We start from the raw sequence: 14,761 nt of genomic DNA on the forward strand, positions 1-14,761 counted from the left end.
CATGACCGCAGATACCACCGCAGACCTCGTCATCCACGGCGGCACCATCGTTTCGCCGGACACCGAATACAAGGCTAGTATCGCCATCAAGGACGGCACAATCCTCGCCATCGGCGAGCAGTGTGCCATGCCTGCCGCGAAGGAAACGCTCGACGCAACCGGCCTCCACATTCTTCCCGGTGCAATCGACGTCCATGTTCATTTTCGCGATCCGGGCTATGCCCAGAAGGAAGACTTCGCCAGTGGCACGGCGGCCGCGGCATTCGGCGGCGTCACCACGGTTTTCGACATGCCGAACACCCTGCCAGCGATCTCCGACGCGAAATCACTTAAGGAAAAGCATGCAATCGCCAGCGCGAAGGCACATGTTGACTACGGCCTCTACGCCGTGCTCGGCGAAGACAGCCTGCCGCACATCCATGATCTGGTCGATGGCGGCGTCATCGGGTTCAAATGCTACATGGGCAACACCTTCGGCCGCATCCCGTCGCCAAGCACTGGTGCAATGCTGGAACTGTTCGAGATCGTCGCTCCTACGGGTAAGCGCATCTCGCTTCATGCCGAGACGAACTCGATCATGGAGCGTCGCGAGGCACGCCTTCGCCAGATGGGGCGCACCGATGCGCTTGCGCATCTTGCCGCACGTCCGGCCGTGGTCGCCACCGAGGCCGTGGCCCGCGCTGCGATCCTCGCCGAATGGACGGGTGCCCGCATCCACATCCTTCACATCTCCTCTGCGGCCGAATTACGGCCTCTCGCAGAAGCCAAGGCACGCGGCGTTGACATCACCGGCGAGACCTGCCCGCAATATCTGGTCCTCTCAGCCGACGACTATGAGGAAAAGCGCGGCGTGATCCGCGTCAATCCGCCAGTCCGAGAAGCGGAAAACCAGGACCCGATCTGGCAGGCGCTAGTGGACGGCACGATCGACATGATTGCCACCGACCATGCCCCGCATTCCATCGAGGAAAAGACACGTGAAGACATCTGGACAGTTGATTGCGGCTTCCCGGGCGTAGAAACCCAAATGCCGCTGATGCTGACGGAAGTCGCGCGCCGCAACGCAAGCATCTCGGATTACGTTCGCTGGAGCGCGGAAAACCCGGCCAAGTGCTGGGGTCTCTTCCCGAAAAAGGGCGCGCTGATGGTCGGCTCCGACGCCGATATCGCTATCGTCGACACCAACCGCACCTGGACAGTCGATGACAACCTGATCCAGTCCACCGCCAAGATTTCTCCCTGGCACGGCATGGAGACAACCGCTCTTCCGATCCATACGATCGTCCGCGGCCGCTTCGCCATGAAGAACCGCAAGCTTCAGGAAGACGCACGAGGCTGGGGGCGCTCGGTCCACGACATTCAGGCGATGCCGACGCCAGACGTCCGCCACGCAGATCAGACGATGGCAGCCGTCACGTCTCAAACAGCAACGAACAAGGGGAGTGCTGCGGCATGACATCAGCTCTCGCTACCGAAATCGCAGTCCGTAATGCTATTATCGATCTGGAAAGGGTGAACGTCACCTTCGGTGGCGAGAAGAACAAGACCGTAGCACTGGCGGAAACGTCGCTTAGGATCGAGAATGGCGAATTCGTCGCTCTCGTCGGTCCCTCTGGCTGCGGCAAGTCGACGATCCTCAAGCTGGTGGCGGGAACGCTCTCGCCATCCCAGGGACACATCTTCGTTGCCGGCCGTGAAATCGGTGCGAATAACGTTCGGATCGGCATGGCCTTCCAGAACCCGACACTGTTGCCCTGGCTCAACATCCGCGACAACGTAATGATGCCGCTAAAGATCGTCTCTCCGTTTAAACAAACCTATTCGAAGAAGCAGAGCGGTGAATATCGGGATCGTGCCGAGGCGCTCCTGAAGCAGGTGGGCCTGACTGGCTTCGGAGACAAATTTCCCTGGCAGCTTTCGGGCGGCATGCAACAGCGCGCTTCACTCTGCCGGGCGCTGATCCACGATCCCACCCTGCTCCTGCTCGACGAGCCTTTCGGCGCACTCGATCAGTTCACCCGCGAGGAGCTCTGGGAGATCATGCAGAACCTCTGGATCGACAAAAAACCGACGGTGCTGCTCGTCACCCATGATCTCAAGGAGGCCGCCTACCTCGCATCCCGCATCTGCGTCATGCAGGCGCGCCCGGGTCGAATCATCGAAGACAGCACCGTGCCTTTCGCCCGGCCGCGAACCATCGATGTTTCCTTCGAACCCGAATTCGTTTCCCTCACGCAAAGGCTTCGCGAGCGCATCGTCGCGGCACGGGCCGTCAAGGAGCATCAGTCATGAAGCCGGATACCAGACGTCGCCTTCTTTCCGCCTGCTGCATATTCGGCTTTTTCATCGCCTGGGAAGTCATCTGCCTCGCCTTCGGGATCTCGGAAATGGTCCTGCCCCGCCCGACACAGGCCATCTACACCTTGGTAAGCCAGTTCCCGTCGATCTGGCCGCATGCGTTTCAGACTATTTACACGACGCTGGTCGGCCTCGGTCTCGGCATCATTATTGGTGTGCTACTCGGCATGCTCATTGGATCGTCAAAGCTTGCCTATGACGTCGCTTATCCAATGTTGGTCGGCTTTTCCTCGATCCCGAAGGTTGCGATCGTGCCGATCCTAGTGCTCTGGTTTGGAGCGGGAACGGTTCCGGCGATCCTGACGGCGATGGTGATGTGCATTTTCCCGATCGTCGTCAATGTGGCGACCGGCCTTGCCTCGACGGAACCCGAGTTGCAGGACGTGATGCGGACATTGAAGGCGACGAAACTCGAAATCCTCTGGAATATCGGGTTGCCTCGGACCATGCCCTACTTCTTCGCTTCGCTGAAAGTTGCCGCCACGCTCGCATTCGTCGGAACGGTCATCGCCGAAACCGTCGCCTCCAATCGCGGCATCGGCAACCTGATGATGATCGCCAGCTCCAGCTTCGACGTGCCTCTGGTGTTCGCCGGGCTGTTCATTCTCGCGGCTCTCGGCGTCGCCCTCTACATCATCTTCTCGGCCATAGAGGCACGGGTCACTGGTTGGGCAGTGCGCAACGATAACTTCGCCGCCAACGGCTGATCTTTCCAAACAACCGCATCCTCGCCTCCTCTACCACGACGGAGCCGAACCTCAGAGGGACAATCCCATGACTAAGCTCAAAATCACGGCAGGCCCGTTTACCTTCGACGCCCGCCTCGAAACCGGAAGTGCGCCAAAAACCTCGGCAGCTTTCCTCAAACGCCTTCCTTATGAAAGCCAAATCGTCCATGTCCGCTGGAGTGGCGAAGGAGTGTGGGTGCCGCTGGGCGACGAAGACTTCGGCGTCGGCTACGAGAACCACACCAGCCACCCGGCTCCAGGTCACATCATCCTCTATCCGGGTGGCATCAGTGAAACCGAAATCCTGCTCGCCTATGGCGGCGTCGACTTCTCCTCCAAAATGGGGCAGCTTGCCGGAAACCATTTCATCACGCTAACCTCGGGATTGGAGAATTTGCCCGCACTCGGAAAGAAGACATTATGGGAGGGCGCACAGCCCATCCGTTTCGAGCTGGCTTGACCCATGACCGAGCACGAGCTTCTTCCGAGCATCGATACGGTCCATTGGGGTTATCTCGACGCGACCCTGCCACCGGCGCTGGAGATTGCTGATGGTGATATCGTCACAGTCCATTCCGTCAGTGGCTCGGCGGAAGAAACTCCTGTCGCCGGATACTGCGTGCGTCCGGAACTCAAATCCATCCAACGGGCACTATCGCCGGAGCTTGGCCCTCATATTTTGACCGGGCCAATCAAAATCAAAGGGGCAATGCCTGGGGATACGCTCAGGATCGACATTCTTGACGTCAGATTACGCGACAACTGGGGCTACAACATCATTCGTCCCGGCAAGGGTATGCTGCATGAAGAATTCGGAGAGCCGCACACGGTGCATTTCGGGATCGATCTGGAAACAGGAGCCATCGCAACTCCCTGGGGTGGTGCACTAACAGCACGGCCATTCTTCGGGGTTATGGCGACGGCTCCCAATGCCGAAGATGGTCGTCGTTCATCGGTTGCGCCAGGATATTTCGGTGGCAATCTAGACAACAAGGAACTGACCGCTGGCTCCACACTCTATTTGCCGGTGTCCGTTGAAGGGGCGCTTGTGTCTATTGGAGATGGACACGCAGCGCAGGGCGACGGCGAGGTCTGCCTTACCGCCGTTGAAACTGCATTGACCGGATGTTTCCGTTTTACGGTTATCAAAGCTGGACAGATGCCGCTACCTTACGCCGAGACACTAACCCATATGATTGCTATGGGCTTTGGCGAGAACCTCGACCTCGCCGTTCGTGAAGCCTTGCGCAGCGCCATTTCTCTCATCTGCAATCAAACGGGCATGACTGCGGCAAATGCCTACACGCTCTGCAGCGTCGCCGCCGACGTGCGGATCACCCAACTCGTCAACGTTACAACGGGGGCTCATGTGATGATCCCCAAATCCGTCTTCCCACCTGCCAGGCCTGAATAAAGAATGCCATGACCCACCGTGAGATAAAAATCGATCACCGTTTTCTGCTGTTCCAATTTAGCGGTTCGGAAGACGTCGCCAATGGCGCTGGGTAAGGCCGGTATCCAAGCTGATCTAAGGTGGCACGACGAAAGTGCTAATGGGCATTGTCGCGGACGCTGCGTTAGGTGTCGACGGTGAGGTGCCGGTGTCATCGCAGCGTGCCTACATGAGGAAGGACAGTCTCATGAGGGCCTGACTTTTATGAGGTCGCCCAGACCCGACTGTAGCGCAAGCAGCGCATGGCAGACTTGGCAGATGCGTTCATCGCACTCCCGAATGCTATCGGCACGCTTGAAGAATCATGAAGGTCTGGACGATGAATCGGCTCTCCGAAATCGACAAGCCTGTCTGCCTACTCAACACGCGCGGCTTCTTCCATGCTTTTCTCGGCCTCATCGATCATATGGTCGCTGAGAAATTTCTGCCACCTGCGCACCAGCATACGGCTTTTGTCGATGCGTATGCGGAGGTATTGATCGGCAAATTACACGCATAACAACGCGTCGACGTCCCTAAGTGGACGTGATGCCGACCACGACGTCGAAAGGCAGAAAAATGAGCGGCACGGGTGACGCGCCGCTCATAGCGATTAGCCAACCTTAAAGGTCAGTTCATCGACGCCGTCCACATGGGCAACCATGACATCGCCCTTGACGATCGCGCCGACGCCGGCAGGAGTGCCCGCGAAGATCAGATCGCCTGGTTGCAGCGTGAATAGGCCTGAGAGATAGGAAATCATTTCCGGAACCTTCCAGATCATCTGGTTGAGGTCGCCCGTCTGGCGCACTTCGCCATTGACCTTGATCCAGATCGCGCCGGCGGAGGGATGTCCCACCTTGGACACGGGATGCAGCGGGCCGCAGGGAGCGGAAGCCTCGAAGGCTTTGCCGGTTTCCCAGGGGCGACCGAGCTTCTTTGCTTCGTTCTGCAGATCACGGCGGGTCATGTCGAGGCCGACGGCATAGCCGTAGACGCAGTCCAGTGCCTTATCAAGCGGGATATCTTTGCCGCCACTCTTCAGCGCCACGACAAGCTCTACTTCGTGATGCACGTCCTTGCTCTGCGCCGGGTAAGGGAAATCCGTACCCGACAGAACCAAGGTGTCCGGGTTCTTCTGGAAGAAAAACGGCGGCTCCTTGTTTGGATCGTGGCCCATCTCGATCGCGTGGTCGGCGAAGTTGCGGCCGACGCAGTAGATGCGGTGCACCGGGAAGAGTGCCTGGCTGCCGGAGACCGGAAGGGTCGGAATAGCGGCCGGATTGATGACGTAGGCGGGGTTGGTTGAGGTCATGTCGTTCATTATCGTGCTCCTGCGTAATATTCGATGCGTTTTTCGAAGAGTTCCACGGCCGCGGACAGCAGCATTGCCACCGCGAAGAGGATGATAGTCAGAGCCCAGAAGCGCTCCATGTCGAAGCTGCGGGAGTAGAGCTCGAAGAGTTCGCCGTATCCGATGATGGATACCAGGATCTGGCCAATGACCACGCCCTTCACGCCACGGATGAGACCGATGCGGATGCCTGCCAGGATTTCCGGAAGGGCTGAGAAGAGGATGATCTTGGTGAAGATGGTGAGCCGGGATGCGCCGTAGCAACGCCCCATCTCGATGAGCGACGGCGGAACCTGCATCACGCCGGCCCGTGCATCAAGCACGATGATCCAGACTGCGAAGAGGAACACCGTGACGAACACCGTGGTTTCGCCAAGCCCGAACAGGATCATGAGAACCGGAACCAGAGCCGAAAGAGGCGCGCTGACAAACATGTTGACCCAAAGGCCGAAAATGTTGTCAACGACCTTGAAACGGCCCATGGCAATGCCGAGCGGCACGCCGATGCCGGTGGCCAGGGCCATACCCAACACGAAGGACCGGATCGTCACCAGTGATGCGTTCTGCCACGAGTTCGTCGCGACCAGCTCAAAGCCGGCCGAGATGATCGAGCTCATCGGCGGGATCAGGAAGATCACATCCATCCGACCGACGATTTCCCAAATCAGCGCCCAGAAGATAAGCGATATCATCATGGGGATTTTGATGCCGAAAAGTTTCATGGCCGGTTACTCCGCATACTGCCTGAGGCCCTGCCAGATCTCTTCGACCACATCGAGATAGCCCTTGTCGCGGCGGATGACATCGGGTGCAGCGGAGCGATCGATGTTGGGTTCGATGATCTGGGAGACGCGACCAGGGCGCGGCGAAAGCAGAACGATGCGATCGGAGACGTAGACGGCCTCTTCGATCGAGTGCGTGACAAAGAGAAAAGTCTTGCGCTCCTTCTCGACCAGTTGCAGCAGGTCTTCCTGGAACTTTCGACGGTTCTGTTCGTCGACGGCTGAGAAGGGTTCGTCAAGCAACAGGACATCCGCATTGACGGAGAAGGCGCGGGCGATGCCGACGCGTTGGCGCATGCCGCCCGAGAGTTCGTGCGGATACTTTTCCTCGAAGCCTGTCAGGCCCACCTCGCTGATATAGTGCTTGGCAACGCGGTTGCGTTCAGCCTGTGGAACGCCTTTGAGCTCAAGGCCAAACGCAACGTTTCGCAACACGGTGGCCCAAGGCATGAGGGCAAAGTCCTGGAACACGAAGGCACGTTCCGGGCCGGGGCCTGTGACGACCTTACCGTTGACCCGTATCTCCCCTGAGGTTGAAGGCACAAGGCCCGCGATGATTTTCAGGAGCGTGGTCTTGCCGCAACCAGAGGGACCGAGCAGTGTGGTGAGCTTGCCGCGCTCGAACTGAAGGTTGATGTTTCTGAGTGCCTCGATGTCACCATAGCGTTTGCAGATGTCGCGGACCTCGACAATGGCGTCGGACATGGTCGAGCGCGACGGATCGATGGTGCGGGCCGTCATGGAAAGAGCCATCTTATTTTCTCCTCTTTTCGGGACGCAGGAAATTGACCTCGACATATTGCAAGGCAGCGAGTGTCAGCGTCGAAACGGCAATGATGGATGCGACGGCCGCGTACATGTGGGCGTAGTTGGCGATCGAGCGATGATAGGTGATGAGGTCGCCGATACCGGTCGGGGTGATCAGCAGTTCGGCGAGCATGACACCGATGAAGCCCGCGGCTATGCCAAGGCGTAAGCCCGCGAACAGGACCGGCGTAGCGTCGGGTATGATGATCTTGAAGATCTGCTGGAGGCGATTGCCCTGAAACGATCGACACATGTCGACCAGCGACGGATTGACGTGACGAACGGCCTTGTAGGAATTGAGCACGATGACCGGCAGGGCCAGCATAATGACGGCGAGCGTCTTGGCGAGCAGACCAATGCCGTAGATAAAGGTGACCAACGGAACCAATGCAGCCATTGGTGCGGCCTGGAGCACAATGAAGACAGGGGCCAGAAGCCATTCCGCCTTGTCCGATAGGCCCATGATGATGCCAAGCCCTATGCCAAGCACGGCTGAGACGGCAACGCCGATCAACAGCGGCTGGAACGTGATGAGATAGGCTCGCAACAAGGTACCGTCGTAGGCCATCTCGAACAGCGCAAAAAGCGTGTCGAAGAAGGTGGGGAAGGCGAAGCTGATCGGGACGCCTCCCGCGATTTCCCAGATCGTGAAAAGAGTTGCAAGAGAAGCCACCACCCAGAAGGATTTACGGCGTCTGGCGAATTCGGCGATCGTTTCGGCGAACCGGGGGGAGCCGGTGGCGGCTCCCCCCGTCGCACTCGCCCTATGGGGTGAAGTGGTCATGTGCATCACTTCGTTCCGACTTTGGCAAGTGCTGCATTGAGCGCGGTGAGGTCCCAGAAGTCTTCGACCTTGAGGTCGGCCGACTTGCCTTCGAGCGCGCCGGAGACCGTGTAAAAGTCGAAGTCGTCGCGGGCTGCGTCCTCGCCGCCACCATTGAGCGGAAGGGTAGATGCCGCCTCGCTAAAGTAAGGCTCAATGTCGGCTAACATGTCTGGCGTCGCATCGGGAAGAAGCTTGTATTTTTCACGTAGCGCAACGGCCGCCTTAGGATCCGCAGCGACCTCCCGCCAAGTGGTCAGAATGCTCTCAACGAGGATTGCGACATCCTTCTGGTTTTTCGAGAGATAGTCAGTGTTGGCAAACAGCGCCTCGTCGGTCGCGCTGACTTCGCCAAGCGGCAGGAAGCCGAATTTCCCTGGCGCTTCCTTCTCCAGCACGCGCTTGCCGGAGGAATCGACGATCGTCGCCTTTACATTGCCCTGAAGCAGGGCGCCGGTGCGCACTTCCGCGCCCGGAACGTAGGAAATGTTGGAATACTTGATGCCGTTCTTGTCGGCCATAAGGCGCATGATCGCCTCGGTACCTGAACCGCGGGAGTGAACCGCGATTTCCTGGCCATCAAGATCCTTCCATTCCTTGTAGAACTCGGTGTTAACCACCGGATAGAACTGGAGCTTGGAAAGCTGCATAAAAATGCGGATCGGCGCCTTCACCTTCTGGAGAAGGGAGTAAGGGCCGCCGATGCCAATGTCGGCCTGACCGCTCACCACCGCCTGTGCCGCAATATCCTCGCTCTTCAGGAAGGTGACCTGCACATCGACGCCCTGCTCCTTGGCGCGTTCGAGTGCCGCGAGTAGATGGACGGATTCTACGGTTGCGATATCGCCGAACGCGATGCGCATTGGCTCGGCAAGCGCCAAGCCCGGTATTGCTGCTGAAAGGCAGAAGGCTGCGGCCACGGCCGATGCCCTCAATCGTCTGAGATAAGTGTTCATGCTCATTCCTCCCAAATTGTGTTTTTCTCAACCCAATCTGAAACCAATTCTTCATTAATTATAAATTGTGTCAACCATTGAAACATGTTGCGGCGCGATAGGAAGGGTCGGAAAACAAGCCTTTACTGCGGTAAATATCTGTTATTTATGGCTTTAAATTTATCGTATTTTGTTAACATGCATGCGCGTTGACATGCACCAATATGCCGGATATAAGCAAACCAATCGAAAATTGGTTCGGAAATTGAGCATGACAGACTTTTCGGATGGGGCAGTTCTCACGCGCCTCAGGGACTTCCTTACAACCGCGGAATTGCAGGATGGCGGACGCCTTCCGCCAGAGCGGGAGCTGGCAGAAGCGCTGGAAATCGGGCGCGGTGCGCTGCGCAAAGCGCTGGCAACCCTGCAGGCGGAAGGGGTGGTCTGGCGACATGTCGGCAAGGGCACTTTTACAGGCGAACGGCCGATCGATACGGTGGCCGATATCAACGCCATGGTGCATCGGACCAATCCGCTCGAAGTCATGGGAGCCCGCATCGCATTCGAGCCCGAGGTCGCCCGTTGTGCCGCGCTCAATGCCACACCGAGCCAGATTGCAGAGCTGCGCAACTGCATGATCAAGGCGCAGCAGGCGCCGACCTGGCGGCTCTATGAGCAGTGGGACAACCGACTCCATCGTCTGATTGGCGAGTCTTCGCAGAACTCACTCCTTCTTGGGCTGCTCGACACGCTGAATGCGGTACGCCGCGCCGTCACCTGGGGACGGTTGCGTGACACGCCGGTGCGCCCTCCGGTCAATCACCATTCATTCGAGGAACATGAACGCATCGTGGAGGCCATTGCCAATCGCGACGGCGCCGGGGCTGCGGATGCGATGCGCAAGCACTTGCGCAGCGTGGAAAGCCATATGCGCGACATGCGCTGACACGAAAATCTTTGAGGAGGGGCGGCGCAACGTCGTCTCATGGGAGAACAGAATGGCAAAGATCAAGGTTGCAAACCCCGTCGTCGAACTCGACGGCGATGAGATGACACGCATCATCTGGCAGTTCATCAAGGACAAGCTCATCCACCCCTATCTCGACGTGGATCTCGAATATTACGACCTGAGCATCGAGAACCGTGATGCGACCAATGACCAGGTGACGATCGATGCGGCACATGCGATCCGCAAGCACGGCGTCGGCGTCAAATGCGCGACCATCACCGCTGACGAGGGGCGTGTCGCTGAGTTCGGCCTGAAGCAGATGTGGAAGAGCCCGAACGGCACAATCCGCAACATCCTGGGCGGTGTGATCTTCCGCGAACCGATCATCTGCAAAAACGTGCCACGCCTTGTGCCCGGCTGGACCCAGCCGATCATCGTTGGCCGCCACGCCTTCGGAGATCAGTATCGTGCAACCGATTTCAAATTTCCCGGCAAGGGAAAGCTGACGATGAAGTTCGTCGGCGACGACGGCACTGTGATTGAGCGTGACGTGTTCGATGCTCCCTCCGCCGGGGTGGCACTTGGCATGTACAATCTCGACGAGTCCATCACCGAATTCGCCCGCGCTTCGTTGAATTACGGCCTGCAGCGCAAGGTGCCTGTCTACCTTTCAACGAAAAATACCATTCTCAAAATCTATGACGGTCGCTTCAAGGATATCTTCCAGACCGTGTTCGACGAGGAGTTTGCCGCCAGCTTCAAGGAAGCGGGCATTTGGTACGAACATCGCCTGATCGACGATATGGTCGCTTCGGCGCTCAAGTGGTCCGGCGGCTACGTCTGGGCCTGCAAGAATTATGATGGCGACGTGCAGTCGGACATCGTTGCACAGGGCTTCGGCTCGCTCGGCCTCATGACCTCCGTTCTATTGACGCCAGATGGCAAGACTGTCGAGGCGGAAGCTGCCCATGGCACTGTGACCCGCCATTATCGGCAGCATCAGAAGGGTGAGGAAACCTCTACCAATTCGATCGCTTCGGTCTTCGCGTGGACGCGAGGACTCGCCCATCGCGCCAAGCTGGACAACAATACGGAACTGGCAAAGTTCGCCCACACGCTTGAGCAAGTGTGTGTGGAAACTGTCGAAGCCGGCTTCATGACCAAGGATCTTGCGCTGCTGATAGGCCCGGACCAGCCATGGCTCTCCACCACGGCCTTCCTCGACAAGATCGACGAACACCTGCAGGAGGCCATGCGGGCTTAACTGAGCCGAGGGCGACGCGGCGGTGTCGCCCTGCCCGCTCCGCGGCAACATCTGGCTTGTCAATCTGGGGCTGGTCTTGACTCAAGGCTGCAGGAAACAATCAGGGATGGTACTAGCGACAATCTGCTGATTGGAAATGGATACGAGAAACGCATCCTGATGTTTGTCCAAATGGCAGCGCAGCAACCCGTTTCCTCACCGTTCGGCGATTGCAGAACATGCTTGGCAAGCAATGAAAGAACATGCGCCATAGCCATAGCTTGGATCGCAGCATACACAGAAATGGCAACCGCGCATTACGGTTCACAACAAGGCATTGAAAACAATGGCGAACATTCTCTATCGCTCATTCCACGTATCCTAAGAGAACTCAAGATTCGCAATCGTGAATTCTAAAAAGCTATTAAATGCAACTAACACTCGAAATCGACTAATTCACTTCGATATTTCCAAGGATATTCTACTTTAAATCGTTATCAAGACTTGACTCAAATTATCATCTTTGAGATTGCGTCTTTACGTTCCAAGTTTTTTCTAGAAGACGCGGACAAAACGCACTCAAGTGATACGATCCGAGGTATTCATGTCCAGCAGGCAGGCGATCATTTCGACGGAGTATGGAAGTCGCTATCTACAGCAACTTTCCAAGCACTGGGCACATAAATTTGAAACGGAGTTCACGCCCGTTTCGGCAAAGATTGCTTTGCCGCTAGGAGATGCCCGGCTGAGGGCGGACGATAGAAGCCTTCACATCGAAATCACTGCACATAAGAGCGAAGACCTTCCAGTTTTACAGGATGTCGTTCAAACGCATATCGAGCGCTTTGCCTTCCGGGAGACGCTTGAGTTCGATTGGCAGCCGCAAACCTGACGCTGCCTGCAACACGTTCTAATCATCAAACAGAATTCTATTGAAATGGGGATGGGGTACATGTCGAAGGGAACACACCAGTTCTGCCTGCGGAGTTACGGCTGCGCGATACTTGCCAGCGTTTCGCTGCTCGCGCTGACGCCAGTTTTAGCGCAAGGCCAAGAAGCAAATCGCGCTGAACGCGGTCCAGGCACCTCCGCAACAGTACTTGCCCCCATCTTGATCCAATCTCAAAACGAAAACAAACCGAAGACAAGCACCATCGGACTGCCTCCTGCATCGTTCAGTGGTGGACAGCTTTCGACAGGAGCACGACTTGGCTCCCTCGGAGACCGTCCTGTTAAAGACACGCCCTTCAGTATCACGGCCTACACAGCTAAGCTCATCCGTGATCAGCAGGCGCGAACTGTGGCTGATATTACACTCAACGACCCGTCCGTGCGCGCGGATGCGCCTGCAAACAGCGAGCGCGATTCGTTCTTCATCCGCGGCTTTTCGGTGGTTAACCTCGATATTCTTTACGATGGACTTCCGTATATAGCCAACCCGCGTCGTCATTTCCTTGAAGGCATTGAGCAGGTTCAAGTTTTGAAAGGACCGAGCAATTTCGCGAACGGCGGGCTGGGTCGCGTCGGCGGAACGATCAATCTCATCCCAAAGCGTGCAGCAGATGAACCATTAACCCGTCTGACGACTGGTTATCGCAGCGATTCACAATTCTGGACGCACGCCGACGTTAGCCGTCGGTTTGGCCCAGCAAATGAATGGGGCGTTCGCGCCAATGGCTCAATCAAGGGCGGTGAAACCGCTCTTGATCACAATGATACCAAAGTTGGCGTGGCAACGCTCGGCATCGACTATCGTGGTGATGATTTTTGTGCTTCGTTAGATTTGAGCCACTCGACACAAAAGCTAGATTCGCCAACATCACTGTTTAACACGGTAGATACACGACCTGTATCTTTGGTGACGCAGATACCGCGAGCTCCAAATGGCCAGGTGAATACGGGCAATCCGTTTGAATATCTTGATAGCTCATACAATATGGCTACGGGCCGCATTGAGTACGATATCCTGGACAGCACGACGATCTATGCCGCAGCAGGCGCGTATCGTTACCGTGAGGACTTTTTGACATCGTCCTATACAATTCTAAACAACAGCGGTGATGCCCGGATCGATTTCGGATACAATCCGCAAGAAATTATCAGCTATTCCGGCGAAACAGGGATTCGTTCAGAATTCGAAACGGGTGAGATAAACCACCAACTGAACATATCCGCCCAACTAGCCTATACGGAAAATAATCGCGGTTACCTCAACCCATCTGCTTTGGGCTTCCCAAGCTACGTATCCAATATTTACGATCCCGTTTATATCTCAGGTAGCTTGGTGAATACGTCGGGCTTGCCCCGTTCTGGTAACTTGAACCCGTTTTCAGAACTGTTGTCTACCAGCTTTGCATTCTCTGATACGCTTTCCGTCCTAGACGACAGACTTGAACTGACTTTGGGAGGGCGCTTTCAAAGTGTCCGCCAAAAAAGCTTCAATGTGCGCCCAGATCGTGGACCTCTCGGAGTACAGAATTACTTTTATGATGAGTCACGGTTTAGTCCAGCGGTTGCAGCCAGCTTTAAGTTGACCGAAGACCTATCCATCTACGCAAATTACGTGGAGGCGTTGACGGAAGGCGCAATCGCTCCTTTGACGCCAACATTAAGTAACCCAGGCGAAGTACTTCCTCCTACGGTCAATCGACAAAAAGAAGTTGGGGTGAAATATGACACCGGTTCGCTCATGCTTACGGCAGCGCTTTTCGAGATAAAGCAGCCTAGCGCTTATGTGGTCGGGAACACCTATGGTCTCAATGGTCTCCAGACCAATAGTGGCGTAGAACTTACGGCTTACGGAGAGCCAATCGACGGCCTGCGACTGCTTGGCGGGATCACATTTCTTGATGCAGAGCTAAGCCGCACCAATGGCGGAGGAAATGATGGCAACGTGGCTCCCGGCATCCCCAAGACTTCGATCAGCCTCTATGGCGAATATGATTTGCCATGGATTGAAAGCCTAACAGCCACCGGTCGTGTCGTTCACAGCGGCAGCACTTACTTCAACGCGGCGAATACCCTGAAGGTCGACGACTGGACACGCGTCGACCTTGGTGCACGGTACAAATTCGAGCGCGAAAACGGAAAGCCTATCGAAATCCGCGCCAATGTCGAAAACGTTTTTGATGAGAACTATTGGGCGTCGTCGGCTCGCAGCTTCCTCGCAGCTGGCGCATCTCGTACCTTTACACTTTCGGCATCGTTCGATTTCTAAAAAGGAACATTCACAGCGAGCCAGAAGCGATCCACCACATTCTCAAATCACGCGCGATTATGACCCGCGGCTCTCTATCGCACAGAAAGACTATTGCGAACGTGGCAGACTGTGACGGCGCGGTAGTCGTGCG

At 56.6% G+C, this 14,761-nt stretch carries 14 protein-coding genes and 1 pseudogene; 10 read left to right on the forward strand and 5 right to left on the reverse strand.

The window, feature by feature from the left end:
• Position 1: 1 nt before the first annotated feature.
• The 6 genes and pseudogenes from allB (at position 2) to M2418_RS17390 (ending at position 5,038) form a co-directional block, all read left to right on the forward strand.
• Positions 2-1,456 carry an allantoinase AllB gene (gene allB, locus M2418_RS17365; protein ID WP_259148105.1) on the forward strand — a complete coding sequence of 485 codons (1,455 nt, stop codon included), beginning with the start codon at positions 2-4 and terminating at the stop codon, positions 1,454-1,456.
• Positions 1,453-2,292 (forward strand): ABC transporter ATP-binding protein, encoded by an 840-nt coding sequence (locus tag M2418_RS17370; RefSeq protein WP_259148106.1) that lies wholly within the window; start codon positions 1,453-1,455, stop codon positions 2,290-2,292. Before allB ends, M2418_RS17370 begins: the two co-directional genes overlap by 4 nt.
• Positions 2,289-3,065 (forward strand): ABC transporter permease, encoded by a 777-nt coding sequence (locus M2418_RS17375; RefSeq protein ID WP_259148107.1) that lies wholly within the window; start codon positions 2,289-2,291, stop codon positions 3,063-3,065. Before M2418_RS17370 ends, M2418_RS17375 begins: the two co-directional genes overlap by 4 nt.
• Before the next feature lie 67 nt (positions 3,066-3,132).
• The gene (locus M2418_RS17380) at positions 3,133-3,546 is read left to right on the forward strand and encodes a DUF3830 family protein (protein ID WP_250983760.1); all 414 of its coding nucleotides are present in this window, start codon (positions 3,133-3,135) and stop codon (positions 3,544-3,546) included.
• Between the two features lie 3 nt (positions 3,547-3,549).
• Complete coding sequence (locus tag M2418_RS17385; RefSeq protein WP_259148108.1) at positions 3,550-4,500, forward strand: acetamidase/formamidase family protein; 951 nt, start codon at positions 3,550-3,552, stop codon at positions 4,498-4,500.
• A 281-nt stretch (positions 4,501-4,781) separates the two neighbouring features.
• A pseudogene (locus M2418_RS17390) lies at positions 4,782-5,038 on the forward strand (LOG family protein).
• 93 nt (positions 5,039-5,131) lie between these two features.
• Here the strand turns inward: M2418_RS17390 and M2418_RS17395 are convergent.
• Genes M2418_RS17395 through M2418_RS17415 form a run of 5 tightly spaced genes read right to left on the reverse strand, consistent with a single transcriptional unit; the run spans position 5,132 to position 9,240 of the window.
• Positions 5,132-5,842 (reverse strand): fumarylacetoacetate hydrolase family protein, encoded by a 711-nt coding sequence (locus M2418_RS17395; protein WP_259148110.1) that lies wholly within the window; start codon positions 5,840-5,842, stop codon positions 5,132-5,134.
• Positions 5,842-6,594 carry an ABC transporter permease gene (locus tag M2418_RS17400; RefSeq protein ID WP_250983762.1) on the reverse strand — a complete coding sequence of 251 codons (753 nt, stop codon included), beginning with the start codon at positions 6,592-6,594 and terminating at the stop codon, positions 5,842-5,844. The genes M2418_RS17395 and M2418_RS17400 overlap by 1 nt, the downstream gene beginning before the upstream one ends.
• Positions 6,595-6,600: 6 nt before the next feature.
• Positions 6,601-7,407, reverse strand: a complete 807-nt coding sequence (locus M2418_RS17405) for an ABC transporter ATP-binding protein (RefSeq protein WP_246788056.1) — start codon at positions 7,405-7,407, stop codon at positions 6,601-6,603.
• A 1-nt stretch (position 7,408) separates the two neighbouring features.
• The gene (locus tag M2418_RS17410) at positions 7,409-8,251 is read right to left on the reverse strand and encodes an ABC transporter permease (RefSeq protein WP_250983763.1); all 843 of its coding nucleotides are present in this window, start codon (positions 8,249-8,251) and stop codon (positions 7,409-7,411) included.
• Positions 8,251-9,240, reverse strand: a complete 990-nt coding sequence (locus tag M2418_RS17415) for an ABC transporter substrate-binding protein (protein ID WP_250983764.1) — start codon at positions 9,238-9,240, stop codon at positions 8,251-8,253. The genes M2418_RS17410 and M2418_RS17415 overlap by 1 nt, the downstream gene beginning before the upstream one ends.
• Positions 9,241-9,490: 250 nt before the next feature.
• Here M2418_RS17415 and M2418_RS17420 point away from each other — a divergent pair, with 250 nt between their 5' ends.
• The 4 genes from M2418_RS17420 to M2418_RS17435 all read left to right on the forward strand — a co-directional run bounded on the left by M2418_RS17420 (position 9,491) and on the right by M2418_RS17435 (position 14,628).
• Entirely contained in the window at positions 9,491-10,165 is a 675-nt protein-coding gene (locus M2418_RS17420) for a FadR/GntR family transcriptional regulator (protein WP_192489995.1), read from the forward strand.
• Between the two features lie 52 nt (positions 10,166-10,217).
• The gene (locus M2418_RS17425) at positions 10,218-11,432 is read left to right on the forward strand and encodes an NADP-dependent isocitrate dehydrogenase (protein ID WP_259148112.1); all 1,215 of its coding nucleotides are present in this window, start codon (positions 10,218-10,220) and stop codon (positions 11,430-11,432) included.
• A gap of 583 nt (positions 11,433-12,015) precedes the next feature.
• Positions 12,016-12,303: a DUF2218 domain-containing protein gene (locus M2418_RS17430; RefSeq protein WP_250983766.1), complete on the forward strand. Its 288-nt coding sequence runs from the start codon at positions 12,016-12,018 to the stop codon at positions 12,301-12,303.
• 60 nt (positions 12,304-12,363) lie between these two features.
• Entirely contained in the window at positions 12,364-14,628 is a 2,265-nt protein-coding gene (locus tag M2418_RS17435) for a TonB-dependent siderophore receptor (RefSeq protein ID WP_259148114.1), read from the forward strand.
• Positions 14,629-14,761 lie beyond the last annotated feature (133 nt).

It is taken from the genome of Rhizobium sp. BIGb0125 (genome assembly GCF_024810055.1).
Lineage (GTDB): Bacteria > Pseudomonadota > Alphaproteobacteria > Rhizobiales > Rhizobiaceae > Agrobacterium.

Coding starts and splice junctions, on each gene's coding strand:
- M2418_RS17410 (WP_250983763.1), bottom strand. CDS start 8,251: ATGCACATGACCACTTCACCCCATAGGGCGAGTGCGACGGGGGGAGCC.
- M2418_RS17430 (WP_250983766.1), top strand. CDS start 12,016: ATGTCCAGCAGGCAGGCGATCATTTCGACGGAGTATGGAAGTCGCTAT.
- M2418_RS17405 (WP_246788056.1), bottom strand. CDS start 7,407: ATGGCTCTTTCCATGACGGCCCGCACCATCGATCCGTCGCGCTCGACC.
- M2418_RS17425 (WP_259148112.1), top strand. CDS start 10,218: ATGGCAAAGATCAAGGTTGCAAACCCCGTCGTCGAACTCGACGGCGAT.
- allB (WP_259148105.1), top strand. CDS start 2: ATGACCGCAGATACCACCGCAGACCTCGTCATCCACGGCGGCACCATC.
- M2418_RS17380 (WP_250983760.1), top strand. CDS start 3,133: ATGACTAAGCTCAAAATCACGGCAGGCCCGTTTACCTTCGACGCCCGC.
- M2418_RS17420 (WP_192489995.1), top strand. CDS start 9,491: ATGACAGACTTTTCGGATGGGGCAGTTCTCACGCGCCTCAGGGACTTC.
- M2418_RS17415 (WP_250983764.1), bottom strand. CDS start 9,240: ATGAACACTTATCTCAGACGATTGAGGGCATCGGCCGTGGCCGCAGCC.
- M2418_RS17385 (WP_259148108.1), top strand. CDS start 3,550: ATGACCGAGCACGAGCTTCTTCCGAGCATCGATACGGTCCATTGGGGT.
- M2418_RS17435 (WP_259148114.1), top strand. CDS start 12,364: ATGTCGAAGGGAACACACCAGTTCTGCCTGCGGAGTTACGGCTGCGCG.
- M2418_RS17370 (WP_259148106.1), top strand. CDS start 1,453: ATGACATCAGCTCTCGCTACCGAAATCGCAGTCCGTAATGCTATTATC.
- M2418_RS17395 (WP_259148110.1), bottom strand. CDS start 5,842: ATGAACGACATGACCTCAACCAACCCCGCCTACGTCATCAATCCGGCC.
- M2418_RS17400 (WP_250983762.1), bottom strand. CDS start 6,594: ATGAAACTTTTCGGCATCAAAATCCCCATGATGATATCGCTTATCTTC.
- M2418_RS17375 (WP_259148107.1), top strand. CDS start 2,289: ATGAAGCCGGATACCAGACGTCGCCTTCTTTCCGCCTGCTGCATATTC.